Genomic DNA, 23,801 nt, shown 5'->3' with positions numbered 1-23,801 from the left:
CGGTGTACCCGGAAGCCGCCTGTTTCGAGGAGTTCACGCCTTCACCTCCGCACCGGACCTCGTTTCCCGCACCCACTCCTGGAACGCCTCGCGATCCCGGCTGACGGCGTCCCACCGACGGTAGTAGTCGTTGTCCCGCTCGTAGTAGCCCTGCGCGTACGAAGGGTGCGCGCCGCGGGGGACCTCGGCGACGCGGGTGACGACCCAGGACGGCAGCATGACCTGGTCGGGCACCGGTTCGAGTTCGTCGACGACCTCCTCCACGGTGACCAGGCTGCGCCGGGCGGCGAGCACGGCTTCCTTCTGCACGCCGGCCAGCCCCCACAGCTGGACGTTCCCCCTCCGGTCGGCCCGCTGTGCGTGGATGATCGAGACGTCGGGGTTGAGCGCGGGCACGGCGGCGAGCCGCTCCCCGGTGAACGGGCACGTGATCTCGGCGATCGTGCCGGTGTGGTCCGGCAGATCGGTGCCCGCGTAGCCACGCAGTACCGCGAACGGCAGGCCGGAGGCACCGGCGACGTAGCGGTTGGCCATCCCGGCGTGGCTGTGCTCCTCGATCTCCAGCGGCACCGGCCACCCGTTCTGCACGGCGTCGCGGAAGCGGTGCAGCGAGCCGACCCCCGGGTTGCCACCCCACGAGAAGACCAGCTTGCGCGCGCACCCGGCGCCGATGAGCTGGTCGTACACGATGTCGGGCGTCATCCGCACCAGTTCCAGGTCACGCCGTCCCTGCCGAATGATCTCGTGGCCTGCGGCGTGCGGGATGAGATGGGTGAACCCTTCCAGCGCCACCGTGTCACCGTCCCGAACCAGCTCGGCCACGGCGTCGGCCAGAGAAACGATCTCCGCCACGTCATCACCCTCGTTCGCATTACGCACAACTGTTCTCAATGTGAACATAGCAGCGTCGTCAAGACCGGGCGAGCCCGTTAAGGTGCACCCGGACCCTGTGGCCGACGAGTAGCAGCGAGAGGACGACCGCGACGTGAGACCCCGGATCGTGGTGACCAGGAAGATCGCCGAGCCCGCGTTGGAACTGCTGCGCGAGACGGGAGAGGTGTGGGTTCCCGAACCCGACCGCGCGCTGCCCACGGAGGAGCTGCACGCCGCCGTCGCGGGTGCCGACGCGGTCGTGAGCGCGCTGCACGACCAGGTGGACGGAGCCTTCGCCGACGCGGCGGGCCCACAGTTGAAGGTGGTCTCCACGGTCGCCGTCGGATACGACAACATCGACGTTCCCGCGCTCCACGCCCGCGACGTCGTCGTCACCAACACCCCCGGCGTCCTCACGGACGCGACCGCCGACCTCGCTTTCGGCCTGCTGCTGTCGGTGACCCGCAGGCTCGGCGAGGCCGAACGGCTGCTACGGGCACGCACGCCGTGGATGTTCCACCCGAGGTTCATGCTCGGAACCGGGCTGCAGGGCAAGACACTCGGCATCGTCGGACTCGGCCAGATCGGCAGGGCCATGGCCCGGCGGGCGCTGGCCTTCGGCATGGACATCGTCTACACCGGACGCAGGCGCGCCGACCCGGGCGTCGAGAGGGAACTCGACGCCCGGTACGTCACGCTGGACGAGTTGCTGCGTACCTCCGACGTGGTCTCACTGCACTGCCCGCTCACCCCGCAGACCCGGCACCTGATCGACGCCGACGCGCTCGCCACGATGAAACCCACGGCGTTTTTGGTCAACACCACCCGCGGCCCCGTGGTGGACGAGGCCGCCCTCGCCGACGCGCTCAAGCGGGGCGCGATCGCGGGCGCGGCGCTCGACGTGTTCGAGAAGGAACCCGAGGTCCATCCCACGCTCCTGGAGCTGGACAACGTGGCCCTCGCACCGCACCTGGGGTCGGCCACCACGGAGACCCGCACGGCGATGGCCGTGCTCGCCGCGCGCAACGCCATCGCCGTGCTGCGCGGTGAGGAACCGCCGACCCCGGTGAGGAGCTAGCCGTGCGCGTGGTCGTCGCTCCAGACAAGTTCAAGGGCAGCCTCACCGCCGTCGAGGCGGCCGAGGCCATGGCGGCCGGGGTCCGCGACGTCGTCGACGCGCGCGTCGACCGTTGCCCCGTCGCCGACGGCGGTGAGGGAACCCTCGACGTCCTGCTCGCCGCGGGCGGGCGCAGGGTCGACGTCGAGGTCCCCGGACCACTGTCGGCGCCGGTCGCCGCGCACTACGTGGTGCTCGACGGCTGGGCCTACGTGGAGTCGGCCCGCGCCTGCGGGATCGAGTACGTCGAGCCCACCCCCAGAACGGCACTGCGCGCCCACACCCGCGGCGTCGGCGAACTCGTGCGGCACGCGGTCGAGCACGGCGCCCACGGCGTGGTGCTGACGGTGGGCGGCACGGCGAGCACCGACGGCGGCGCCGGCATGCTGCGCGCACTCGGCGGAGTCGTCCACGACGCGCGCGGCAACCCCGTGGAGCCGGGCGGGGGCGCGCTGGCCTCGGTGGCGACCGTGGACCTCACCGCGGTACGGCGGCTCCTCGACGGCGTCGAACTCAGGGTGGCGACCGACGTCACCAATCCTCTCCTGGGCCCCCACGGCGCGGCGGCGGTGTTCGGCCCTCAGAAGGGCGCGGGGGTTCAGGAGGTGCGACAGCTCGAAGCCGGCCTGCGCGTCTGGTCGCACGCGCTCACCCAGGCGGGCGCCTCCGACGTGGCCGACACCCCCGGCGCGGGGGCGGGCGGCGGCGTCGCCGGATCCGCCATCGCGCTGGGCGCCGAGGTCGAGTCGGGCTTCGAGCTGGTCTCCACCGTCATCGGCGTCGACGAGGCCGTCCGGGGAGCCGACCTGGTCATCACCGGCGAGGGCTCTCTGGACGCCCAGAGCCTCGCCGGAAAGGCCCCGGCCGGGGTCGCCGACCTCGCGCGCCGGGCGGGGGTGCCGGTGGCCGCCGTCGCGGGCCGGATCGCGCTGGCTCCGAACGAACTCGCCGGTGCGGGCATCACGGCATGGCGTGCCCTCGTGGACGAGGCCGAGTCGGTCGAGGACGCCCTGCGGCGCGCGGCGGAACTCCTACGCGGCGCGACGGCGGCCGTCGTCCGGGAGTTCAGGGCTGGAGCACGATCTTGACGGCGCCGTCGCGCTTCTTCTGGAACATGTCGTAGGCCTCCGGTGCCTCCGACAGCGGAAGGTGGTGGGTGGCGAGGTCCTCGACGCCGAGCGGGTCGCCGTCACCGGTGATCAAAGGCATGACGTCGTCGATCCAGGCATGCACGTTCGCCTGTCCCATGCGGAGCTGGACCTGCTTGTCGAACAACGTCATCATCGGCATCGGATCGAGCATGCCACCGTACACACCGGACAGTGAGATCGTGCCGCCGCGGCGAACGGCGTCGATGGCCACGTAGAGCGCAGCCAGCCGGTCGATCCCCACCTTCTCGACGGCCTTGGCCGCCAGCGGCCCCGGCAACAGCGTCGCCAGCTGCTGGGCCAGTCCCGTCACCGGAGCGCCGTGGGCCTCCATGCCCACCGCGTCGACCACCGAGTCCGCGCCCCGGCCGTCGGTGCGGTCGCGGACCGCGTCGGCCACGTGCTTGTACTGGCGCAGGTCGATCGTGTCGATGCCGTGGCTACGGGCCAGTTCGAGTCGCTCGTCCACGAGATCGACCCCGATCACCCTGCTCGCACCGCGATGAAGGGCGATCCGCGCGCACATCTGCCCGATCGGCCCGAGCCCCAGAACCAAAACCGATCCGCCGGGCGGGACGTTCGCGTACTCCACGGCCTGCCAGGAGGTGGGCACCACGTCGGACAGGTAGAGAAACCGGTCGTCGGGCGGCCCCTCCGGCACCTTGATCGGCCCGAAGTTCGCGAACGGCACCCGCAACCGCTCGGCCTGCCCGCCGGGCACCTGCCCGTAGAGCTTGGTGTAGCCGAACAGCGCCGCACCCTTGCCGTGTTCGGTGACCTGCGTCGTCTCACACTGCGAGTACAGCTTCTGATCACAGTAGTAGCAGTGTCCACAGGAGATGTTGAAGGGCACGACCACCCGGTCGCCCGGCTTGAGGTTCTCCACCTCGCTGCCGACCTCCTCGACGATGCCCATCGGCTCGTGACCGAGGATGTCGCCGGGGTCGATGAAGGCGCCGAGCACCTCGTACAGATGCAGGTCCGAACCACAGATGCCCGTCGACGTCACCCTGATCACCGCGTCGGTGGGCTTCTCGATCCTGGGGTCGGGTACCTCGTCCACCCGAACGTTGCGCTTTCCCTGCCAGGTCACGGCCTTCATGGCGCCTCTCTCCCTCGCCCGCCGGCCTGGCGGGTCATCGGTGGTCGCCTTCTTCCGGTGTCGTCGAAAGGCGGCGTACCACCGATGACCGACGGCCAAACGGATCAACCCGCCTGCGGCATCACGGCGAAGTTGAGTTGACCTTCCTCGTCCTGCTGGATGTCGAGGACCTTGTCGTCGAGGAACGTCGCCGCCTGGGGTTCGAGGAAGACCCTGGCGCCGCTTTCCGTGCCGAGGACCTGGTCACCCGCTTCGGGTGCCTGGGCGATCGACAGCGCAAGCTGTGCGCCTTCCTCCGTCTCCTCCCGCAGCGCGAACCGCAGACCCGCGGAATCCTGACCGTCCTGTGCGGTCAGAACGCTGATCGCCTCGGCGGCAGCGTCGGTCATGGCGAGCATGTCGGTGTTTCCCTTCGTTCGCGTACGGCTGCCACCCCCACCGTAAGGGCATCCGGCCCGGTGCGCCGCCCGCGCGCCGGACGCCGCGGGCGGAAGGCCCTGACACTCACAGTGCCTCCGCCGCCGTGACGAGGTCGGCGACGAGGCCGGCGTACGCGCGTTCGCGGTCGGAGTCCCTGGCCCGGAGCACGGCCGACGGGTGCACGGTCGCGACGGCGAGCGGTGGATCGGCCACCCCCGGCAGTTCCAGCAACTCCCCACGCCGGGAGCTGACCCGGAAGTCCGGGCCGAACAGCGACTGTGCCGCCGTGGCGCCCAGTGCGACCACCAGTTCGGGCCGGACGGTGTCCAGTTCGGCCAGCAACCACGGCTTGCACGCCACGATCTGCGACCGCGACGGTTTCTTGTGAATGCGCCTGCCGCTCTTCTCGTCGCGGGTGAAACGGAAGTGCTTGACGGCGTTGGTCACGTACACGGTGTTCCGGTCGATACCCGCCTCCACGAGCGCACGGTCGAGCAACCCGCCCGCGGGACCGACGAACGGCGCGCCCTCGCGGTCCTCCCGATCGCCGGGCACCTCCCCCACCATGACGATCCGGGCGCGTTCCGGTCCCTCACCGAACACCGTCCGCGTCGCGTCGGCGTAGAGGTCGCAGCCCCGGCAGACCGCCGACGCCTCGCGCAGCGCCGTCAGGTCCCTCTCCCGCGGCAGGTAGTTCTGCGCCCCCTCGTAACGGACCACGCGGGACCCCCTCGCCCTGGTCGTTCGTCGCTGTCAGTCCGGGTCGGTGGCACGCCCGGCGGACGTGTCGTCGAGCACACTGACCCACAACAGGGCGTGCCACAACGCGTCGAGCCGGGCGAGCGGATCCGGGTCCGCGCTCACCAGCGAGAGCTGGAACCGCGCGTCGTCGGTCTCGTCGTTGAGCTGGGCGAGCACGGCACGCAACACCGCGCGAAGGGCCGGGTCGACCTCGTCGATGTCGACGTCGTTGTCGGCCGCGTCCACCAGGTCGGCGGTGTAGGTCCCCCCGGGTTCCCGGTCGTCCGCGTTCCTCCGCAACGCCCGCACCACCGAGGCGACGAGTTCCGCGAGCACGGGCTCGAACAGGCGGTCACCGTGCGGGCCGACGACCCGCGTGAGCAGTCCGGCGAGCGCTTCCACGTCGTCGCGCCGGGCGATCTCCACGAGCTGTTCGGTGAGCCCGCGCACGTCCGCGCCCGCCGAGCTCATCGGCCGGCCTCCGGGTCCTCGGGGGTGCGGGCATCGGCCACCGGGCCGTCCGCCTGGTTGGCGTTCTGCGCCGGCCCGACACCCTTCGCGTCGGGATGGACGAGATCCTCGTCCGGCGGTACGGGTTCGACGTCCTCCGTGACGTCGTCCACCGTCTCGTCCAGCTCGCCGGCGGGAGTCGCGGCGACGGGACGTTCCGGAACGTCGGCCGCCTGGACGTCGGGTCGCTCCTGCCGCACGCGTTCTTCCAGAGGTTCGCCCTGCCGCTGCTCGAACGGGGTCATGCCGTAGCGATCGGCCTCGCTCCAGTGTTCCGGCGGATCCATGCCCTCCTCGAGCGGATCGAGCCGCATCCGGTCCTCGTCCAGGTCCTCGGCGCTGTTCAGTGCGGCCGGATCGGTCTCGACACTGTCCGGCATCCCGGTGTCCTGTGGAGGAGTCACTGGTTCGCTGCCGTCACTCATGGGCACCCTCCTTGTTCGCGAAGTCCCGGCGTACCCACTCGACGTCCACATCAAACGCCGTGCGAAGTCCGTGTGAGTAGAACCGGGAAAAGGTTGCGGCGCGCATGGCGGGCTTCCTACGGTAGGAAGAGCGGTTGACACGTGGCAGCCGCGAACCACGGCAGGACTTCATCTCCACGCGTTCATCGCGAGGGATCCGATGTCCGCCGGTGTGCCCTGTCCGAACCGCTACGGAGGGACAACAGTGCGTAGCACCGACCCGAACATCCTGACCTCCCAGTCGACGCCCGCCGCAGAGCCGCGGTCGCTGGACAGCCACGGCATGCGCATCGACGCCGAACGACGGTCGGGAGACGTGGTGGTGGCGCACGTCTCCGGCGAGGTGGACCTGCTGTCGGCACCCGAGTTGCGGCAGTGGGTGGAGCAGAGCACGACCGCCGCGAGTGGGCTCGTGCTCGATTTCGACGGTGTCGGTTTCCTCGGCTCGGCCGGACTGTCCGTGTTGGCCGAGCTGGCGGAGAAGGCCGCGCACGACAAGCTCACGTGGGCGGTCGTGGCCACCAAGCGCGTGGTCCTGCGTCCCCTCGAGGCCACGGGACTCGTGGCGCAGATGCCGGTGTACTCGAGCGTCGACGACGCCGTGAAGGCCGTCACCGACGGCGAGTGACCGCCGGTCCCTGTTCCGCGTGTCGGCACGTGGCTCCGCTCACCGTGACGACGTGACCGACCACCGCGACGAAACCGACCCGGACTACCGGTTCACCCTCGCCAACGAACGCACCTTCCTCGCGTGGATCCGCACGTCACTGGGTCTTGTCGCCGGTGGCGTAGCGGTGCACCAGTTGGTGCCCGGTCTGGCCACCGAGACCATGCGCACGCTGCTCGCAGCGTTGTGCATCGGCCTGGCCACACTGCTCGCCGCCCTCGCCTACCCACGCTGGTGGCGCATCCAGCGCGCCATGCGCCGCGGTGAACCGCTGCCCCGGAGCCCGCTGCTACCCGTCGTTTCGGCCGTCGTGCTCGTCATCACCGTGGTGGCGGCCGTTCTCGTGGTGACGGGATGAGCGACGACCCCGCGCGGGGGTTGCCGTCCGAGCGCACGGGACTGGCCTGGCAACGCAGCGCACTCGGTGCCGGTGCGGTGTCGTTGCTGCTGCTGTACCACACCGTGCACACGGGCTGGAGTGCGCTGACAGCCGCCGCCGCGTGTACTGCCCTCGCCGCCGTGGTGCTCGCGCTCGCGGGCGCGAGGCGAGACCGTGATCTCCGCCGCGCCACCCCGACCGCGCCGCCGAGGACTGCCCTCGCCGCCGTGGCGTTCCTCGTGACGACCGCGACCGTGCTCACGTTGACGGCACTGCCGTGGTGACGCGCGACGCGTGCTCTGTGGATCGGTCGGCGCATCCCCTGGTTCGCCGCCATGTCAGCGCCTAGCATGTGCTGCACGGTCGCGACCACGACACCGGTTGCCGTCGCACCGGTTTTTCCGTCGCGACCGGATGTCTCGTTCGCATCCGCGCCGCCGCTGCCGGACCGACGGCGATCTCTCGTTCGCCCGTGGAGCCGACAATGGACAGTGCTGCCTCCGGTGGTCCGCCCCTGCCCGACCCCGCGTTGACCGCGGCGCAGATCGACCCCGTGGTCCACGACGCCGTCGAGGGCGACGCCCTGGCCGTTCACACATTGACCCGCATGATCGCCCCGGTCGTGACGCAGTACTGTCGCGCCAGGCTGGGCAGGCGCGACTTCGGCTACATCTGCGCGGACGATGTCGCACAGGACATCTGCGTCGCCGTGTTGCAGGCGCTGCCGCACTACCACGACCGCGGCGGATCGTTCCTGTTCGTCGTGAGGGCGATCGCCTCGAACAAGGTGGCCGACGCGTTCCGCCTCCTCGCACGTGAGCGCAGCCGTCCCACGCCCGACCTCCCCGAACGTTCGGACGACGGCAGGGACGATCCGGAGCCGAGGTCGATCAACGCCGAACTCGGTCGCGAGTTGGGCCGGCTGCTGCGCCGGTTGCCGAGCCGGCAGCGCGACATACTCGTGCTCCGGGTCGTCGTCGGCCTTTCCGCACGTGAAACCGGGGAAGCGCTGGGCCTGTCACCAGCCAACGTGCGTACGTCCCAGCACCGGGCGCTGTCCCGGTTGCGCACGCTGGCCGCGGCGGCACCCCTCTGAGCCCACGGCCTCCCGGAGACCTCTCAGTGCGGGGCCGCGTCGCGCAGCGCGGGCAGCAGCTCCCGTTCGGCCGCGTCGAGGAACGACTCCTGATGGTCACCACCGATCTGGACGAGCGCCAGGTCGGTGAAACCCGCGTCGAAGAACGGCTTGGCCGCGTCGACGACTCGCTCGACGTCGGCGCCGCACGGGATCGAGGCCGCGACGTCGGCGGGCGTCACGAACTGCGTGGCGGCCGCGAACGCCTGCGTTCCGGGGAGCTCGGCGTTGACCTTCCAACCGCCCGCGAACCACCGGAACTGCTCGTGCGCGCGGGCCGCCGCGGCATCCGGGTCGGTGTCCCAGCACACCGGAATCTGACCGATCTTGCGGGACGCCTCGGCGTTCGCCGCGGTACGCACCTCGTCCCACAGGGAGCACAACCGCGCCTCCGGTTGCACGGCGATCAACGCGTCGGCCAGCGGGGCGAACCGCCGTACCGACTGATCACCCGACACCGCGACACCGACGGGTGGGCGCACCTCCGGCAGGTCCCACAGTTTCGCCGAGTCGACCCGGTAGTGCTCACCGGCGAAGTTGGTGTACCCGCCGTCGAACAACCCGTTGATGATCTGCAACGCCTCGGCCAGCATGTCGTGGCGCACGTTCACCGGTGGCCATCCCCGACCCACGACGTGCTCGTTGAGGCTTTCCCCCGCACCCAGACCGAGGAGAAAACGCCCCTCGGCCAGCAGTTGCACAGTGGCGGCCTTCTGCGCCACCACCGCGGGGTGGTACCGCATGATGGGGGCGGTCACGTAGGTCATGAGCTCCATGCGCTCGGTGGCCTGCGCGACCGCTCCGAGCACACTCCAGGCGTACGGGGCGTGTCCCTGCGAGTCGAGCCACGGTGAGTAGTGGTCGCTCATGGCCGCGAAGTCGAAACCCACCTCTTCGGCGCGGACCGCGTGCCCCACGAGAGCACGTGGTCCAGCCTGTTCGGTGAGCAACGTGTAGCCCAGCCGCACCGTTTCGGTCTCCTTCCGACGGCGAACGAGGGTTCTTGCGTCAGGCCGTCGGCTGGAGCTTCTTGCGCCGGGCGATCGCCTCGCGACGTTCGGTCTCGTCAAGCCCGCCCCAGACCCCGAACGGCTCCTGCACCGTCAGCGCGTGGTGCCTGCACTGCACGATCACAGGACACGTGCGGCAGATCTCCTTGGCCCTCGCGACCCGGTCGGCGCGCGCGAAGCCGCGTTCTCCGTCAGGATGGAAGAACACGGAGCTGTCGAGATTCCGGCAATTGCCGTGTCGCTGCCACTCCCAGACCTCGGCGACCGGAGTGGGCAGGCGAGACGTGTCGGCCATCGGTGGTGTCACCTCCGTGCTTGTACGAACCGCGTCAGTGGGGGCCGTTTACCCCGGTTGCGAGAAGCTCACACCTCAGGTACCCGGATGGAACTCGTCGTCCTCGTCATGGGGCACCGGGGCCGCCTGTTCGGCGACGTCGGCGGGATCGGCCTCCATCGGCACTCCCGTCTCGACCGGGTGGTCGGCCGTGTCGACGGCAGGAAGCTGCTGCTCGGTGACATCCGCCTCGGGCGCGAGGTCGTGGTTCTCGGTCATGATCGAGCAGGTACCCCGCCGCCCGGCCTTTCAATCGATCCGCTCACCGCCGGACACGTCCGACCGGATTGACTCTCGTCACCTCCGGTGCCGCACGCACCCGTGGCGTGTTACGCATAGAACACGGCGAGACCACGGAGGGACACCATGGCCGAGCGGGAGTACGACCTCGTCCTCTTCGGGGGAACGGGATTCACCGGTGGCCTGACCGCGGAGTATCTGGCTCGCAACGCTCCCGAAGGCTGCCGCTGGGCGCTCGCGGGACGCAGCTCCGCCAAGCTCGAACGGCTCCGCGACCGCCTCGCCCGCATCAACGCGGCATGCGCGGAGCTTTCCCTGCTCGAGGCCGACGTCACCGATACCGGGTCACTGCGCAGGCTGGCCGAGTCCACCCGCGTGGTGATCACCACCGTGGGCCCTTACCTGCACTACGGTGAGGCGCTCGTGGCGGCGTGTGCCCGCAGCGGCACCGACTACGTCGACCTCACCGGCGAACCCGAGTTCGTCGACCGCATGTACCTCGCACACCACGAGACCGCCCGTGCGACGGGAGCCCGGCTGGTACACGCCTGCGGCTTCGACTCCGTGCCCTACGACCTCGGCGTGTACTTCACCGTGCAGCACCTGCCGAAGGCGGTGCCGTTGACGGTGGAAGGGCAGGTGCGGGCGCAGGCGGCGTTCTCGGGCGGCACCTACGCCTCCGCGCTCACGGCGTTCTCCCGGTCGAGGCAGATGGCGCAGACCGCACGTCGCCGCCGCGCGGTGGAGAAACGCCCGCACGACCGTGGCATCCACCTGCCCACCGGCCCGCTGTACCGCGACCGGGAGACCGGTCGCTGGCTGGTGCCGCTGCCGACTCTCGACCCGCAGATCGTCGGCCGGTCCGCCGCCGCGCTCGACCGCTACGGTCCGGACTTCACCTACCGCCACTACGCCGCCGTCAAGCGGCTCCCGACCATCGCGGCGGCCGGGCTCGGACTCGGCGTGCTCGGGATACTCGCCCAGATCCCGCCCGCGCGCAGCGCCCTCGGCAACCTGCGCAAGCCCGGTGAAGGTCCGAGCGAGCAGCGCCGCCTGCGGTCGTGGTTCTCCGTCCGCTTCGTCGGCGAGGGCGGCGGCGAGCGCGTCGTCACCGAGTTCGCCGGTGGCGACCCCGGCTACGACGAGACCGCGAAGATGCTCGCCGAGTCGGCGTTGTGCCTGGCGTTCGACGAGCTGCCCACCACAGCGGGCCAGGTGACGACGGCGGTGGCGATGGGCGACGCCCTCCTCAACCGCCTCTCCCGGGCGGGAATGACGATCCGCGTCGTCCAGCGGTCGTAGGGCCTGTCCTCGGCCCCTCCCCCGTCGCGAGCGGCTGGCCGGGGTTCAGGGACGGGCTCGTAGCCTGCGGTCGACTACGCCACGAGACGGCGGACCACGGCGTCGGCGAGCAACCGTCCCCGGTCGGTGAGCACCGCCTTACCCTCGGCGGCGGCGCCCCGGTCCAGCAGCCCGTCGGCCACGGCGCGGTGGGCCCGCTCCACCCCGTCGGCGCCGAGGGCGTCCAGCGACAGCCCCTCCGCGAGACGCAGTTCGAGCATCACCCGCTCCAGGCGCCGGTCGTCCTCGGTCAGCCGCTCCTGCCCGGCCACGGGAAGTTCACCCCGCGCGAGCACCGACGAGTACCGCGCCGGATGCTTGACGTTCCACCAGCGCACCCCGCCGACGTGGCTGTGCGCTCCGGGGCCCGCACCCCACCAGTCGCCGCCGAGCCAGTAGCCGAGGTTGTGCCTGCACCTGGCCTTCGGCGAGGACGCCCAGTTGGAGACCTCGTACCACCGCATCCCCGCGGCCGTGAGCATCGAGTCGATCAGCTCGTAGTCGTCGGCGAGCACGTCGTCGTCAGGCGGCGGCAGCTCTCCCCTGCGGACTCGCCGGGCCAGTGCCGTGCCCTCCTCGACGATCAACGCGTAGGCCGACACGTGGTCCACGCCCGCGTCGAGCACCGCCTCGACGGAGGCCCGCAGGTCGGCGGTCCGTTCCCCGGGGGTGCCGTAGATGAGGTCGAGGTTCACGTGCTCGAACCCCGCCTCACGCGCTTCGGCGGCCGCACGCGTGGGACGTCCGGGCGTGTGCACGCGGTCGAGCACCTTCAACACGTGCCGGGCCGTCGACTGCATCCCCAGCGACACACGCGTGTACCCCGCCTCGCGCAACCCGGCGAAGAACTCCGGCGACGTGGACTCGGGGTTCGACTCGGTGGTCACCTCGGCGTCCGGGGCGAGCCCGAACGAACTCCGCACGGCGCCGAGCACGTGACCCAACCCGTCCGCGCCGAGCAGGGACGGAGTACCGCCCCCGACGAACACGGTGTCGGCGGGCGGAGGCGTGCCGAGCAGCTCCGCGGCGAGGTCCAACTCCCGGCGGAGGCCGTCGAGCCAGGACTCGGGCGAGGCGGCCGTGCCCAACTCCCCCGCCGTGTAGGTGTTGAAGTCGCAGTAGCCGCAGCGCGTCGCACAGAACGGCACGTGCACGTACACGCCGAACGGTCTGCTGCCCACCCCCTCCACCGCGGCAGGGGGAAGAACGAAGGGAACTGTCGACTCACCCACGCGCCCAGTGTCGCACCCGGCATATCACCCGAGGACGGCGACGTCGAGGCGGTCCGCCCACGCCGGAGTGACCGTGGGCACACCATCCCGCGAACCCGTGCGTAGGGGCCGGTTCCCACGATGCGAACCGCCCTGGACGCCGTCCGGAGCGCGTGCGACGGTGAGCCCGTGACTTCAGCAGGTGTGTTCCTCGTGGTGCGACGCCACGTCGACTACCTGCGGGTGAACAGCAGCCTCTGCCGCCGCTGACCGACCCCGAACCCAGCGGCCCGGCCCACTCCCGAGGACCCGGCACCCATAGCGCCGCCGCGCCGGTCGCCGCCTTCACCGACTCGCCGCCCCATCCCGACCAGGATCCGACACCCAGCTCTCGGAGGACCAGGACATGGCCCCACACGCAGGCAGTGCCACCCGCACCCGACGCCCACGCGGTGAGGGCCAGTGGGCACTCGGTTACCGGGAACCCCTCAACGCCAACGAACAATCCAAAAAGGATGATCCGCCGCTCAACGTCAGGGAGCGGATCGAGAACGTCTACGCCCACCGGGGATTCGACTCCATCGACCCCGGCGACCTGCGGGGGCGTTTCCGCTGGTACGGCCTCTACACCCAGCGCAGACCGGGCATCGACGGCGGCCGGACGGCGACGCTGGAGCCGGAGGAGCTCGAGGACCGCTACTTCATGCTGCGCGTGCGCATCGACGGCGGCGCGCTGACCACCGACCAGCTCGCGCTCATCGGCGAGCTGGCCCAGACCTACGCCCGCGACACGGCCGACATCACCGACCGGCAGAACGTCCAGTACCACTGGGTTCGCATCGAGGACGTGCCCGCCATCTGGGCGAAGCTGGAGTCCGTGGGCCTGTCCACCACCGAGGCGTGCGGCGACAGTCCCCGGGTGATCCTCGGCTCCCCCGTGGCTGGCATCGCCGCCGGCGAGGTGCTCGACGCCACACCGGCGATCGACGAGATCCGCCGCCGCTACATCGGGGCTCCCGAGTTCGCCAACCTTCCGCGCAAGTTCAAGACCGCCGTCTCCGGCCTGCCCGACGTCGCCCACGAGATCCACGACGTCGCGTTCGTCGGTGTCGACCACCCCGACCACGGGCCCGGCTTCGACCTGTGGGTGGGCGGCGGCCTGTCCACGAACCCCATGCTCGGCGTGCGCCTCGGTGCGTGGGTGTCGCTGGAGGAGGTTCCCGACGTGTGGGCGGGCGTGGTCGGCGTGTTCCGGGACTACGGCTACCGCAGGCTCCGCTCCCGCGCGCGGCTCAAGTTCCTCGTGAAGGACTGGGGGGCCGAGAAGTTCCGCGAGGTGCTGGAGCGGGAGTACCTCGGGCGACCCCTGCCCGACGGCCCCGCCCCCGAGGTACCCGCCCACCCGGTCGACCACGTCGGCGTGCACCGGCAGAAGGACGGGCTCTACTACGTCGGTGCGGCCCCCGTCGCCGGACGTGCCTCCGGATCGATGCTCATCGCCGCGGCCAAGGCGGCCGAACGCGCCGGCTCCACCCGCGTGCGGCTCACGCCGCAGCAGAAGCTGATCGTGCTCGACGTGCCGGCCTCGGAGGTCGACGGCCTGCGCACCGCACTCGCCGAGGCCGGTCTCGACACCGACCCCTCGCCGTGGCGGCGCGGTGTCATGGCCTGCACCGGTATCGAGTTCTGCAAGCTCGCGATCGTCGAGACCAAGGCCCGCGCGCAGCGACTCGTGACCGAACTCGAACAGCGGCTGGCCGACGTCCAGTCCGGTGTCGAGCACCCGGTGAGCGTGCACCTCAACGGCTGCCCCAACTCGTGTGCCCGCATCCAGGTCGCCGACATCGGACTCAAGGGACAGATCGTCACCGACGCCGAGGGCAGACAGGTCGAGGGCTTCCAGGTGCACCTCGGCGGCGGCCTCGGCCTCGACGCGGGATTCGGCCGTAAACTGCGCAGGCACAAGGTCACCGCCGCCGAGCTGACGGACTACGTGGAACGTGTCGTACGCAACTACCTCGCCCAGCGCGAGGACGGTGAACGGTTCGCGCAGTGGGTGGCCCGGGCCGAGGAAGCGGACCTGACATGAGCGAGTCCGTGTCCACCCCGCCCACCCGCGCCACGCCTTTCCACTGTCCGTACTGTGGCGATGAGGATCTTCGCCCGGAGGACGGCACGGCCTGGCTGTGCGGCGCCTGCAGGCGGGTCTTCGCGGTGCAATTCGTCGGTTTGCGGATAGCGGAGGTAAGTCGATGACCGCAGCGGCTTCGCGGGACGAGCTCAAAACGCTGGCGGCCGAGGCGTCCGAGAGGTTGGCGGAGGCGACCGCCGACGAGGCGCTGCGGTGGGCGGTGGAGCAGTTCGGCGACGACCTCATCGTCGCGTCCAACATGCAGGACGCCGTGCTCATCGACCTCGCGACGAAGGTCAAGCCCGACATCGACGTCCTCTTCCTCGACACCGGCTACCACTTCGCCGAGACCATCGGGACGCGCGACGCCGTCGCCACCGTCTACCCGGACGTGCGCATCGTCAACGCGCTGCCCGACCAGACCGTGGCCGAACAGGACGCCGAGTACGGGCCGAAACTCCACGACCGCGACCCGAACCGGTGCTGCCACCTGCGCAAGGTGGTCCCGCTCCAGCGGACCCTCGCGTCGTACTCGTGCTGGATCACCGGCGTGCGCCGCGTGGACGCGCCGACGCGGGCGAACACGCCCGTCGTCATGTGGGACGAGCGCAACGGGCTCGTCAAGGTCAACCCCATCGCCGCCTGGACGGACGCCGAGTTCGACGACTACATCCAGCGAGGCGGCATACTGCAGAACCCCCTCGTCGGCGAGGGCTACCCGTCGATCGGTTGCGCCCCCTGCACCACGAAGGTGGCCCCCGGTGCCGATCCCCGCAGCGGGCGCTGGGCCGGCACGTCGAAGACCGAGTGCGGCCTGCACGCCTGACGCTCACGACTCCGAGGGAAGGGTCCCTTTCGACGCCGAGGGACCCGATGCCAAGGGAAGGGAATCCATGACGACTGCGCAGTCCGCGACCGACGTGGCGCGGGACAACCTCGCCGCCCTCGAATCGGAGGCGGTGCACGTCTTCCGCGAGGTCGCAGGCGAGTTCGACCGCCCGGTGATCCTGTTCTCCGGCGGCAAGGACTCCACTCTGCTGCTACACCTCGCGATCAAGGCGTTCTGGCCGGCGCCGGTGCCGTTCCCGCTGCTGCACGTGGACACCGGGCACAACTTCGACGAGGTCATCGCCTTCCGCGACCACGTGGTGGACAAGTACGGCCTGCGGCTCGTGGTCGCGAAGGTGCAGGACTGGATCGACGACGGCCGGCTGGCGGAACGCCCCGACGGCACGCGTAACCCGCTGCAGACCCAGCCGTTGCTCGACACCATCGCCGAACACCGCTTCGACGCCGTGTTCGGCGGCGGCAGGCGCGACGAGGAACGCGCCCGCGCCAAGGAACGCATCTTCAGCCTCCGCAACGCGTTCGGCCAATGGGATCCTCGCCGCCAGCGGCCGGAGCTGTGGAACCTGTACAACGGCAGGCACCGCCCCGGCGAGCACGTGCGCGTCTTCCCGTTGTCCAACTGGACCGAGGCCGACGTGTGGAACTACATCAAGCGGGAGAACGTCGAGCTTCCCTCGATCTACTACGCCCACAAGCGCCAGGTGTTCCGCCGCGACGGCATGTGGCTCACCGAGGGGCCGTGGGGCGGGCCTCGCGAGGGTGAGGAGGTCAAGGAGCTGATGGTGCGGTACCGCACCGTCGGGGACGGCTCGTGCACCGGTGCCGTGGAGTCCACGGCCGCCACCGTCGACGAGGTCATCGCCGAGGTCCAGGCCAGCCGGCTCACCGAGCGCGGCGCCACCAGGGCCGACGACCGGCTGTCGGAAGCCGCCATGGAGGACCGCAAGCGGGAGGGGTACTTCTAGATGTCGAGTCTGCTGAGGCTGGCCACCGCCGGAAGCGTGGACGACGGAAAGTCCACACTCGTCGGGCGCCTGCTCTACGACACGAAGTCGGTGCTCGCCGACCAACTCGACGCCGTGCAGCGCGCGAGCGTCGACAAGGGCCTCTCCACGCCCGACCTGTCCCTGCTGGTCGACGGGCTGCGGTCCGAGCGCGAGCAGGGCATCACGATCGACGTGGCTTACCGGTACTTCGCGACCCCGAAGCGCAGTTTCGTGCTCGCGGACACGCCGGGACACGTGCAGTACACGCGCAACACCGTCACGGGCGCCTCGACGGCGCAGCTCGCCGTGCTGCTCGTGGACGCGCGCAAGGGTGTGGTGGAACAGACCAGGCGACACGCGGCCGTGCTCGCCCTGCTCGGCGTTCCGCGCCTGGTACTTGCCGTGAACAAGGTCGATCTGATCGGCTACGACTCCTCGGCGTTCTCCGTCATCGCCAAGGAGTTCACCGCGCACGCCACCTCGCTCGGGTACGCCGAGGGCTCCGTACTGGCCGTCCCGGTGTCGGCGTTGCACGGCGACAACGTGGCCACCCGTTCGGAGAACACGCCGTGGTACCAGGGCCCCACGCTGCTGGAGCACCTGGAGACCGTGCCGGTGGCGCCGGACCCGCACGAGGCCGCGTTCCGCTTCCCGGTGCAGTACGTGATCCGGCCGCGCACCGCGGAGCACCCCGACTACCGTGGGTACGCCGGACAGATCGCGGCGGGCACCGTGCGGCCCGGTGACGAGGTCGTGGTGCTGCCCGCGGGGCTGCGCAGCACCGTCGAGCGCATCGACACCCCGGGCGGCCCGCTCGACGAGGCCGGTGCGGGCACGTCCGTGACGGTGCTGCTCTCCGACGACATCGACATCGCGCGCGGCGACCTGATCGCGTCGGCCTCGGCGCCACCGACCGTGACCGACGAGTTCGGCGCCACGCTGTGCTGGTTGTCGGCCAAGGCGTTGAAGCCGGGGGCCAGGGTGCTCGTCAAGCACGGCACCCGCACCGTGCAGGCGCTGGTGCAGGAACTCACTTCGCGGTTCGACGAGCAGACGCTGTCGACCGTGCCCGCCCCCGAGTCGCTGGAGCTCAACGAGATCGGGGCCGTGACACTGCGGTCGTCCGAACCGATCCCCGTGGACGACTACGCCGACAGCCCCCGGACGGGCGCGTTCCTGGTGATCGACCCGGCCAGCGGCGACACACTGGCCGCGGGACTCGTCGGAGAGCGCTTCGCCGCGCTGAACACAGGCGCGTGAACCGGTGAGCCGACGTCCCGCGCTGCTGGTGGTGGCGCACGGCAGCCGTGACCCACGCTCCGCGGCCACCGTGCGCGACCTCGTCGGTGTGTTGCGCGGGAGGGCCCCGGAACTGGACGTCCGGGAGTCGTTCCTCGACCTGTCGCGACCGTGGACGGGCGACGTGCTCGCCCGCCTGCACGGTGACGGGCACCGGCACGTCGTCGCGGTGCCCCTGCTGCTGGGCAGCGCCTACCACGCCCGCGTCGACCTGCCCGCGATCGTCGCCGACGTGACCACCCGGTTACCCCACCTGCGCGTCACGGTGGCCGACGTCCTCGGCGCCGACCCGGCCCTGCGGGCGGTGGCGCTGGACCGCCTCATCGAGGCGGGCGCGGACCTGGACGACCCCGGGCTGGGCCTCGTGCTCGCGGCCGTGGGGTCGTCGCACGCCCCGGCGAACGCGGTCGTCGAAGGCCTCGCGCGGGAATGGCAGGGACGGCACGGCTGTCCGGTGGCTCCGGCGTTCGCGAGCGCGACCCAGCCCGACGTGCCGTCGGCGCTGGTCGCGCTGCGTGCCCGCGGTGCGCGGCGGTTCGCCGTCGCGTCGTGGTTCCTCGCGCCGGGCCTGCTGCCTGACCGTGTGGCCCGGCTGGCGGAGCAGGTCGACCGGGATGTGCTGATCGCCGCCCCGCTCGGCGCCGACGTCCGAGTGGCCGACGTCGTGCTGCGCCGCTACGCCGACGCCCTCGCGGCGCCGCGGGCGGCGCGCCGCTCGGCCTGACACCGTGTCCGCAGCCTGCGCACGCGTGTCCGCACTTCCCGTACGCGGGAGCGGTCGACCCGCACGTGGGGTCAGAAGAGCAACGTGACGACAGCACCCGCGTAGATCGCCGCCAGCAGTACCCCGTCGAAGCCCAACCGCCACCAACCACGGGGCTGCCGCAGCAACAGCCCGCCCAACAGCACCGCGGTCATGAGCAGCGCGGCCGTGGTGAGGAACAACTGGTCCGGTCCGGCCGCGTGGTAGAGGGAGCCCGCGCGGAAGGCGACATCACCGACCACAAGGTTCAACGCGTCGAGGCTGTTACCTCCGATGATGGCCGCCACGGCGAGGGTCAACGCCCCTCGCCGCACGGCAGTGACGGCTGTCACGGTCTCGGGTAAAGCGTTCACGAAGCCCATCAACACCGCTCCCACGAAACCCGCGTTCAAGCCGGTGGCGGCCACGAGACTCTCGGCGGCCCGCGCGACCGCCCAGCCACCGACCACCACCACAGCCGCGATGACCACGAACTCCCCCACGAGCGAGGCGGTGGACCGCCTGCCGAACGGATCGTACTCGTCGGGGCGATCGATGCGCGTCTCCCGCGTGGACACCGCCAGCCACATCGGCCGCGAGCGCCCTTGGACCAGCTTCAACCCACCGAGGTAGAAAGCCACCATGATCGGTGACACGGGATGCACGCCGAGCACGGTCACATCGGGGCTGAAGGCCCCCAACAGCGCGGTACTGAGCAGCACGATCAACAGGCAGCCGAAGAGGAGGTTCTGCTCGGACGCGGCGGCGTGTTCCAGGTTCACCCTGCGGTACGCGACGTCAGCGGCCACGATCGCCAGCGTCTGCACCGCGATACCGCCGACGGCGTTGCTGTAGGCCAGTTGTGGTGCGCCGTCCGCCGCGCTGACGGCGGTCATCACGATGCCGGACAGGGACGTCACGAGCCCGAAGAACACCGCCCCGAAGAACGCCTCCCCCTTGCCACTGCGGTCAGCCAGGGTGTCGCCGAGGCTGACGATCCTGACGCTGCACACCACGGTGACCGCCCCGGCGAGCACGAACCCCACCACGGCGAGCCAGACCGGCCACTGTGCTGAGAACATGGCTGCAGTCTGGTTCAGCGCGTCCAGCGGTGCAGTGCGGCAAGTGCGGGAAGTGCGGACACGCGTACACAGGCTGCGGACACGATGGGGGCGGGTGATGTGCCAAGGTGTGGACCATGGCTGACGAACTGGTGCACTACACCACTGCCGCGGGAGTCGCCACGATCACCCTGGACTCCCCGCACAACCGCAACGCGCTGTCCGCGCAACTGCGATCGGAACTCGCCTCGGGTCTGGAGCGGGCCATCGACGACGAGTCGGTGCGCGTGATCGTGCTCGACCACACCGGCCCCGTTTTCTGCGCGGGTATGGACCTGAAGGAAGCCAGGGGCGCGGGTGCGGGACAGCAGGGCGTCAACGAGTTCCCCGCCCTGCTTCAGCGGCTGTGGACGTGCCCGAAGCCGGTCGTGGCCAAGCTCGCCGGTCCGGCGCGCGCCGGTGGGGTCGGCCTGGTCGCCGCCACGGACATCGCCGTCGCGGCCGAGACCGCCACGTTCGCGTTCACCGAGGTCCGCATCGGTGTCGTCCCCGCCGTGATCTCGGTGACCGTGCTCCCCCGCCTCGACGCCAGGGCCGCCCACGAACTGTTCCTCACGGGCGAGACGTTCGACGCCAGGCGTGCCGCCGAGATCGGACTGCTCAACGCCGCCGTGCCCGCCGACGAACTCGACGCCGCGGTCGACCGTTACGTCGACTCGCTCCTGCTGGGCGGGCCCGCCGCCCTCGCGGCCACGAAGGAGCTCCTGCAGGGCGAGACGGCCCGCACGATGCCCGAGACGTTCGAGAGGATGCAGGCGCTGTCCGCGCGGTTCTTCGCCAGCGAGGAAGGCCAGGAGGGCATCACCGCGTTCGGCGAGAAGCGCGAACCGAACTGGGTACCGGAGCGCCCCTGACACCGCTCGCCCGGGTCCGCGCCGCCGTGCGACGCCGTGGACCCGGGCCGCTCAGTCGGCGAGCACCACGGTGAGGCTGCGCCCGTCCCGCCGTCCCTGACGCGGGGTGAGCGCACGCTGGGCGTCGGAGAGCACGCCGTGCACCGCGAGATACGACCGGGGGTCGGCGCGCTTGAGCACGTCGGCGGCCCGCCAGATCAGCACGTGCTCGCCCGGCGGAAGCCACGACAGGTCGGTCAGCCCGTCGTACATCGTGTCGAGGTTGCGGCCGAAGTGCTCCGGCAGCGACAACGCCGACGCGATGGCGTCCAGCGTGCCGCCGCGGTCCGGGTACGCCGCCGTGTCCACCACGTGCGGGTACGCGCCACGGGCGCGCGCCTGGTCGGCGAGCGTCTTCGAGTCCAGCTTGGGCCTGACGGTCGTCACTGCGTTTCCACCGTGACGCGTTGCGGAGCGTCCGCCCCGCGGATACCGGCTGATGTGTGAACCACCAACGTCTCCCTGGTTCCGAAGCTCGAATCGTCCCGTTGCGGCACCGCGAGGACGTCGCACGTCGACACGCCCCCGGAAACCGGTTCCGCGCCCGGCAGGCTACCCCCATGGGGGCCCGGATTTCCAACCCCGAAAGCCTGTTGTGCGAACCACCCCACGATCGCCAGCACGATCAGCGCCACGAGCGCGATGCGGATGCGCCTACGAGACAGCATCGGACCTCCCGCGCCCCTCACCACGCTCCGTGTCGTCGGCTGGGGCCCCGGCTCGGCGCAGTGCGGCGAGCCTGTCGGCCACGCCGTCCACTCCGCGGTGAACCACCCACGCCGCTACGGCGCACAGCGGAAGTAGGACGGCGATCACCAGCACGAATTGAATGGGGAACCACTGCTGCGCGAGCCACAGCTCGAAGCCGTCCCACCAGCGGGCCACTCCGTCGAACACGTCACCGAGCGTACGCCAGGTAGGTTGGCGCCATGTTCGCCGTCTACGCCAAGGAACCCAACGCCGACGATCCGCTGGCCTCGCTCGTCGTGGGCGACCGGCCCGACCCCGAGGTACCCGAGGGCTGGGTGCGGGTGTCGGTGCGTGCTGCCAGCCTGAACATGCACGACATCTGGACCCTGCGAGGGGTCGGAATCAAGCCGGACCAGTTCCCGATGATCCTCGGTTGCGACGGGGCCGGTGTGCTCGACGACGGCACCGAGGTGGTGCTGCACTCCGTCGTCAACGCTCCCGAGTGGCGGGGCGACGACACCCTGGACCCGAAGCGCACGCTGCTGACGGAGAAGCACCAGGGCACCTTCGCCGACAGCGTGGTGGTGCCCGCCCGCAACGTGCTGCCCAAGCCCGCCGGACTGTCGTTCTCGGAAGCCGCCACGATGGGCACGGCGTGGCTGACCGCCTACCGCATGTTGTTCGTGAAGTCGGGGCTGCGTCCCGGCCAGACGATGCTGGTGCAGGGCGCGTCCGGCGGTGTCGCCACCGCGCTCGTCCAGCTCGGGCGTGCCGCGGGCTTCCGCGTGTGGGTGACCGGCAGGACCGAGGAGAAGCGGGCGCTGGCCGAACAGCTCGGCGCCCACGCCTCGTTCGAACCGGGCGCCCGCCTGCCGGAGCGGGTGGACGCCGTGTTCGAGACCGTGGGCAAGGCCACGTGGGCTCACTCGCTGAAGTCGCTGAAACCCGGCGGGATCGTGGTGGTGTCGGGCTCGACCAGCGGCCCGGACCCCAGCGCGGACCTGCAGCGCGTGTTCTTCCTCCAACTGCGGGTGACGGGCTCCACCATGGGCACCCGCGAGGAGCTCGCCGACCTGCTCTCCTACGTCGACCTCGCCGGTATCCGGCCGCGGATCGGGGCCGAACTGCCGATGACCGAGGCCGCCACCGGGTTCGCCGACATGTTGGAGGGCCGCACCTCGGGCAAGATCGTCTTCACGAGGTGACTCCCGGCCGTCCGGTCGTGGGATGACCTGGACCGCCACACCGACGCGCCCGCGCGGGCGGCGAACTCGCCGCCCGCGTCGCGGCCTTCCCTCGACACCACTACGCGAAGCGGCGTGAGGAACGCCGCAGTGCCTCCCGCGCCTCGTCCCACAGCCGGTCGACGATCCGCTCCGCGGGGCCGCCGTCGGCCAGGGTGTAGGTCTGGCCCGCCCACAGGGACATGGCCTCCGGGTCGCCCGCCTGCCCGGACGCGGCCCTCACGGGTTTGGTGAGCCGGTGCAACTGCGGGTAGGCGGCAGGCGCGTGGTCGGAGTGCTCCCGCAGGAAGCGGTTGACCAACCCCCTGGCCGGACGGCCGCTGAACGCCCGTGTCACCGCGGTGGGACGGCCACCGGCGACGAGCGCCTCTCGCTGGGTGGGGTTCGTCCCCGCCTCGTCAGCGCGTAGGAAGGCGGTCCCCAGTTGCGCGGCCACGGCTCCGGCGGTCACCACGGCCGCCACGTCGGCGCCCCGCACGAGCCCACCCGCGGCCACCAGCGGCAGGTCGGTGACCGCCGAGCACAGGCGCAACCCCGCCAGCAGCCCGTACAGCGGCCCGCCGCTGGGGTCGTCCGGGTCGTCGGTGAACACACTGCGATGCCCGCCCGCCTCGAAGCCCTGCACGCACAGCGCGTCGACACCGAGCTCCGACGCCTGGCGGGCCTCCTCCGGCGACGTCACCGTGACGACCACGGTGGTGCCCACCTCGTGCAACCGGTCGACGTCCGAACCCGAAGGCAGCCCGAACGTGAACGAGACCACGGGCACCCGAGCCTCGACGAGCAGGTCGAGCTTCGCCGAGTAGCCGTCGTCGTCCCAGCGCGGTTCACCCGCCTCGGTTCCGTACCGTCGCGCCTCGTGACCCACCCGCTCGACGTACGCGCTCAGGTCCACAGTAGAGCGGATTCCCGGCACGAACAGGTTCACCCCGAACGCGGCGTCCGACAGGCGCCGGACAGTGGTGATCTGCTCGGCCAGGCTCGCGGCGGTGAGGTACCCGCCCGCCAGGTATCCGAAGGCTCCGGCTCGTCCCACCGCGGCGACGAGCTCAGGCGTGGAGGGGCCACCGGCCATAGGCGCGGCGATCACGGGCACGCGCAGGCTGTCGAACATGGCACCAGCGTACGAAGAGCCCCACCGACGGTGTGACGCG

30 protein-coding genes are annotated in these 23,801 nt (G+C 71.0%); 15 read left to right on the top strand and 15 right to left on the bottom strand.

From position 1 onward, the window contains the following. Window positions 1–33: 33 nt before the first annotated feature. Window positions 34–852 carry a CoA transferase subunit A gene (locus SACCYDRAFT_RS07505; RefSeq protein WP_005455047.1) on the bottom strand — a complete coding sequence of 273 codons (819 nt, stop codon included), beginning with the start codon at window positions 850–852 and terminating at the stop codon, window positions 34–36. A 133-nt stretch (window positions 853–985) separates the two neighbouring features. Here SACCYDRAFT_RS07505 and SACCYDRAFT_RS07500 point away from each other — a divergent pair, with 133 nt between their 5' ends. Further along, entirely contained in the window at window positions 986–1,951 is a 966-nt protein-coding gene (locus tag SACCYDRAFT_RS07500) for a 2-hydroxyacid dehydrogenase (protein WP_005455045.1), read from the top strand. A 2-nt stretch (window positions 1,952–1,953) separates the two neighbouring features. After that, a complete protein-coding gene (locus tag SACCYDRAFT_RS07495; protein WP_005455043.1) occupies window positions 1,954–3,078 on the top strand; it encodes a glycerate kinase in 1,125 nt (374 codons plus the stop codon). On the opposite strand, the gene SACCYDRAFT_RS07490 is transcribed toward SACCYDRAFT_RS07495, so the two are convergent. The 5 genes from SACCYDRAFT_RS07490 to SACCYDRAFT_RS07470 all read right to left on the bottom strand — a co-directional run bounded on the left by SACCYDRAFT_RS07490 (window position 3,056) and on the right by SACCYDRAFT_RS07470 (window position 6,336). Further along, on the bottom strand, window positions 3,056–4,240 hold the full coding sequence (locus SACCYDRAFT_RS07490) for a zinc-dependent alcohol dehydrogenase (protein WP_005455041.1): 1,185 nt from the start codon (window positions 4,238–4,240) through the stop codon (window positions 3,056–3,058). The two genes, SACCYDRAFT_RS07495 and SACCYDRAFT_RS07490, sit on opposite strands and share 23 nt — an antisense overlap. 104 nt (window positions 4,241–4,344) lie before the next feature. Then, window positions 4,345–4,638 (bottom strand): hypothetical protein, encoded by a 294-nt coding sequence (locus SACCYDRAFT_RS07485; RefSeq protein WP_005455040.1) that lies wholly within the window; start codon window positions 4,636–4,638, stop codon window positions 4,345–4,347. Window positions 4,639–4,744: 106 nt separating this feature from the next. After that, window positions 4,745–5,380 (bottom strand): UdgX family uracil-DNA binding protein, encoded by a 636-nt coding sequence (locus SACCYDRAFT_RS07480; RefSeq protein WP_005455039.1) that lies wholly within the window; start codon window positions 5,378–5,380, stop codon window positions 4,745–4,747. Between the two features lie 33 nt (window positions 5,381–5,413). Next, window positions 5,414–5,872 (bottom strand): hypothetical protein, encoded by a 459-nt coding sequence (locus tag SACCYDRAFT_RS07475; RefSeq protein WP_005455038.1) that lies wholly within the window; start codon window positions 5,870–5,872, stop codon window positions 5,414–5,416. Continuing rightward, window positions 5,869–6,336, bottom strand: a complete 468-nt coding sequence (locus tag SACCYDRAFT_RS07470) for a hypothetical protein (protein WP_005455032.1) — start codon at window positions 6,334–6,336, stop codon at window positions 5,869–5,871. Before SACCYDRAFT_RS07470 ends, SACCYDRAFT_RS07475 begins: the two co-directional genes overlap by 4 nt. Before the next feature lie 244 nt (window positions 6,337–6,580). On the opposite strand from SACCYDRAFT_RS07470, the gene SACCYDRAFT_RS07465 reads away from it, so the two are divergent. The 4 genes from SACCYDRAFT_RS07465 to shbA all read left to right on the top strand — a co-directional run bounded on the left by SACCYDRAFT_RS07465 (window position 6,581) and on the right by shbA (window position 8,517). Continuing rightward, window positions 6,581–7,003, top strand: coding sequence for an STAS domain-containing protein (locus SACCYDRAFT_RS07465; protein ID WP_043536261.1), 423 nt, complete (start codon window positions 6,581–6,583; stop codon window positions 7,001–7,003). A gap of 52 nt (window positions 7,004–7,055) precedes the next feature. Continuing rightward, window positions 7,056–7,400, top strand: coding sequence for a YidH family protein (locus SACCYDRAFT_RS07460; protein ID WP_005455024.1), 345 nt, complete (start codon window positions 7,056–7,058; stop codon window positions 7,398–7,400). Next, window positions 7,397–7,705 carry a DUF202 domain-containing protein gene (locus SACCYDRAFT_RS07455; RefSeq protein ID WP_005455022.1) on the top strand — a complete coding sequence of 103 codons (309 nt, stop codon included), beginning with the start codon at window positions 7,397–7,399 and terminating at the stop codon, window positions 7,703–7,705. Before SACCYDRAFT_RS07460 ends, SACCYDRAFT_RS07455 begins: the two co-directional genes overlap by 4 nt. A gap of 200 nt (window positions 7,706–7,905) precedes the next feature. Continuing rightward, on the top strand, window positions 7,906–8,517 hold the full coding sequence (shbA, locus tag SACCYDRAFT_RS07450) for an RNA polymerase sigma factor ShbA (protein ID WP_005455020.1): 612 nt from the start codon (window positions 7,906–7,908) through the stop codon (window positions 8,515–8,517). A gap of 23 nt (window positions 8,518–8,540) precedes the next feature. Here the strand turns inward: shbA and SACCYDRAFT_RS07445 are convergent, their stop codons facing one another. The 3 genes from SACCYDRAFT_RS07445 to SACCYDRAFT_RS07435 all read right to left on the bottom strand — a co-directional run bounded on the left by SACCYDRAFT_RS07445 (window position 8,541) and on the right by SACCYDRAFT_RS07435 (window position 10,119). Continuing rightward, window positions 8,541–9,524, bottom strand: a complete 984-nt coding sequence (locus tag SACCYDRAFT_RS07445; protein ID WP_005455019.1) for a TIGR03557 family F420-dependent LLM class oxidoreductase — start codon at window positions 9,522–9,524, stop codon at window positions 8,541–8,543. A gap of 40 nt (window positions 9,525–9,564) precedes the next feature. Further along, window positions 9,565–9,861, bottom strand: a complete 297-nt coding sequence (locus SACCYDRAFT_RS07440; RefSeq protein WP_005444655.1) for a WhiB family transcriptional regulator — start codon at window positions 9,859–9,861, stop codon at window positions 9,565–9,567. 75 nt (window positions 9,862–9,936) lie between these two features. Next, window positions 9,937–10,119, bottom strand: a complete 183-nt coding sequence (locus SACCYDRAFT_RS07435) for a hypothetical protein (RefSeq protein ID WP_005455018.1) — start codon at window positions 10,117–10,119, stop codon at window positions 9,937–9,939. Between the two features lie 147 nt (window positions 10,120–10,266). On the opposite strand from SACCYDRAFT_RS07435, the gene SACCYDRAFT_RS07430 reads away from it, so the two are divergent. Then, on the top strand, window positions 10,267–11,442 hold the full coding sequence (locus tag SACCYDRAFT_RS07430) for a saccharopine dehydrogenase family protein (protein WP_005455017.1): 1,176 nt from the start codon (window positions 10,267–10,269) through the stop codon (window positions 11,440–11,442). Between the two features lie 74 nt (window positions 11,443–11,516). Here the strand turns inward: SACCYDRAFT_RS07430 and hemW are convergent, their stop codons facing one another. Then, window positions 11,517–12,713, bottom strand: a complete 1,197-nt coding sequence (gene hemW / locus SACCYDRAFT_RS07425) for a radical SAM family heme chaperone HemW (protein WP_005455016.1) — start codon at window positions 12,711–12,713, stop codon at window positions 11,517–11,519. A gap of 385 nt (window positions 12,714–13,098) precedes the next feature. On the opposite strand from hemW, the gene SACCYDRAFT_RS07420 reads away from it, so the two are divergent. The 6 genes from SACCYDRAFT_RS07420 to SACCYDRAFT_RS07400 all read left to right on the top strand — a co-directional run bounded on the left by SACCYDRAFT_RS07420 (window position 13,099) and on the right by SACCYDRAFT_RS07400 (window position 18,681). Next, complete coding sequence (locus SACCYDRAFT_RS07420) at window positions 13,099–14,781, top strand: nitrite/sulfite reductase (RefSeq protein WP_005455015.1); 1,683 nt, start codon at window positions 13,099–13,101, stop codon at window positions 14,779–14,781. Then, window positions 14,778–14,948, top strand: coding sequence for a hypothetical protein (locus SACCYDRAFT_RS26800; protein ID WP_005455014.1), 171 nt, complete (start codon window positions 14,778–14,780; stop codon window positions 14,946–14,948). The genes SACCYDRAFT_RS07420 and SACCYDRAFT_RS26800 overlap by 4 nt, the downstream gene beginning before the upstream one ends. Further along, entirely contained in the window at window positions 14,945–15,649 is a 705-nt protein-coding gene (locus SACCYDRAFT_RS07415; protein WP_005455013.1) for a phosphoadenylyl-sulfate reductase, read from the top strand. Before SACCYDRAFT_RS26800 ends, SACCYDRAFT_RS07415 begins: the two co-directional genes overlap by 4 nt. 67 nt (window positions 15,650–15,716) lie before the next feature. Continuing rightward, a complete protein-coding gene (cysD, locus tag SACCYDRAFT_RS07410; protein ID WP_005455011.1) occupies window positions 15,717–16,637 on the top strand; it encodes a sulfate adenylyltransferase subunit CysD in 921 nt (306 codons plus the stop codon). Continuing rightward, window positions 16,638–17,918, top strand: coding sequence for a sulfate adenylyltransferase subunit 1 (locus SACCYDRAFT_RS07405; RefSeq protein WP_005455009.1), 1,281 nt, complete (start codon window positions 16,638–16,640; stop codon window positions 17,916–17,918). Between the two features lie 4 nt (window positions 17,919–17,922). After that, on the top strand, window positions 17,923–18,681 hold the full coding sequence (locus SACCYDRAFT_RS07400; RefSeq protein WP_005455007.1) for a sirohydrochlorin chelatase: 759 nt from the start codon (window positions 17,923–17,925) through the stop codon (window positions 18,679–18,681). 71 nt (window positions 18,682–18,752) lie between these two features. Here the strand turns inward: SACCYDRAFT_RS07400 and SACCYDRAFT_RS07395 are convergent, their stop codons facing one another. Then, a complete protein-coding gene (locus tag SACCYDRAFT_RS07395) occupies window positions 18,753–19,781 on the bottom strand; it encodes a sodium:calcium antiporter (RefSeq protein ID WP_005455005.1) in 1,029 nt (342 codons plus the stop codon). 116 nt (window positions 19,782–19,897) lie between these two features. On the opposite strand from SACCYDRAFT_RS07395, the gene SACCYDRAFT_RS07390 reads away from it, so the two are divergent. Beyond that, window positions 19,898–20,674, top strand: a complete 777-nt coding sequence (locus SACCYDRAFT_RS07390; RefSeq protein ID WP_005455003.1) for an enoyl-CoA hydratase family protein — start codon at window positions 19,898–19,900, stop codon at window positions 20,672–20,674. Between the two features lie 51 nt (window positions 20,675–20,725). Here the strand turns inward: SACCYDRAFT_RS07390 and SACCYDRAFT_RS07385 are convergent, their stop codons facing one another. The 3 genes from SACCYDRAFT_RS07385 to SACCYDRAFT_RS26795 are packed head-to-tail and all read right to left on the bottom strand — an operon-like array spanning window position 20,726 to window position 21,610. Continuing rightward, entirely contained in the window at window positions 20,726–21,100 is a 375-nt protein-coding gene (locus SACCYDRAFT_RS07385; RefSeq protein ID WP_005455001.1) for a barstar family protein, read from the bottom strand. Then, window positions 21,097–21,381 carry a hypothetical protein gene (locus SACCYDRAFT_RS07380; protein WP_005454999.1) on the bottom strand — a complete coding sequence of 95 codons (285 nt, stop codon included), beginning with the start codon at window positions 21,379–21,381 and terminating at the stop codon, window positions 21,097–21,099. Before SACCYDRAFT_RS07380 ends, SACCYDRAFT_RS07385 begins: the two co-directional genes overlap by 4 nt. Further along, a complete protein-coding gene (locus SACCYDRAFT_RS26795) occupies window positions 21,368–21,610 on the bottom strand; it encodes a hypothetical protein (RefSeq protein WP_005454993.1) in 243 nt (80 codons plus the stop codon). The genes SACCYDRAFT_RS07380 and SACCYDRAFT_RS26795 overlap by 14 nt, the downstream gene beginning before the upstream one ends. Before the next feature lie 32 nt (window positions 21,611–21,642). On the opposite strand from SACCYDRAFT_RS26795, the gene SACCYDRAFT_RS07370 reads away from it, so the two are divergent. Then, on the top strand, window positions 21,643–22,608 hold the full coding sequence (locus SACCYDRAFT_RS07370; RefSeq protein ID WP_005454992.1) for a zinc-binding dehydrogenase: 966 nt from the start codon (window positions 21,643–21,645) through the stop codon (window positions 22,606–22,608). 100 nt (window positions 22,609–22,708) lie between these two features. Here SACCYDRAFT_RS07370 and SACCYDRAFT_RS07365 read toward each other — a convergent pair whose 3' ends face one another. After that, window positions 22,709–23,761, bottom strand: coding sequence for an NAD(P)H-dependent flavin oxidoreductase (locus SACCYDRAFT_RS07365; protein WP_005454991.1), 1,053 nt, complete (start codon window positions 23,759–23,761; stop codon window positions 22,709–22,711). Window positions 23,762–23,801: the final 40 nt, after the last annotated feature.

Origin of the sequence: Saccharomonospora cyanea NA-134 (assembly GCF_000244975.1) — a bacterium.
Lineage (GTDB): Bacteria > Actinomycetota > Actinomycetes > Mycobacteriales > Pseudonocardiaceae > Saccharomonospora > Saccharomonospora cyanea.
The sequence above is the reverse complement of the archived record's forward strand: the minus strand, read 5'-3'. Positions and strand labels throughout refer to the sequence as shown.